Genomic DNA, 255 nt, shown 5'->3' on the forward strand with positions numbered 1-255 from the left:
ATCGTATATTTTGATCCATTTTTACGAATAAAACCACTGTTACATAATTTTATCCGATAATATATATCTTCCTGTCTTTAATGCTTATTACGATCTTGTTTCCGAGCCAGTTAATCCCTGTTTTTCCTTCATAAATGAGGTTTTCAACAAATGTTACAGCCGGCTTGTCCACACGAGCGTAAGGGTTGGAAATAGATCCAATATTTCCTTGATATATTTTCGTTTTTACTGCTTTATTAATTTCACTTTCTTTCT

General features: G+C 32.2%; 1 protein-coding gene. It reads right to left on the reverse strand.

Annotated elements, in window-relative coordinates; genetic code table 11:
* Positions 1-49: 49 nt before the first annotated feature.
* The coding region (locus SCA31_RS24465) for a hypothetical protein (RefSeq protein WP_410699572.1) at positions 50-255 on the reverse strand (206 nt) is incomplete at its 5' end.

This window comes from Chryseobacterium sp. SIMBA_028 (genome assembly GCF_046535285.1).
Lineage (GTDB): Bacteria > Bacteroidota > Bacteroidia > Flavobacteriales > Weeksellaceae > Chryseobacterium.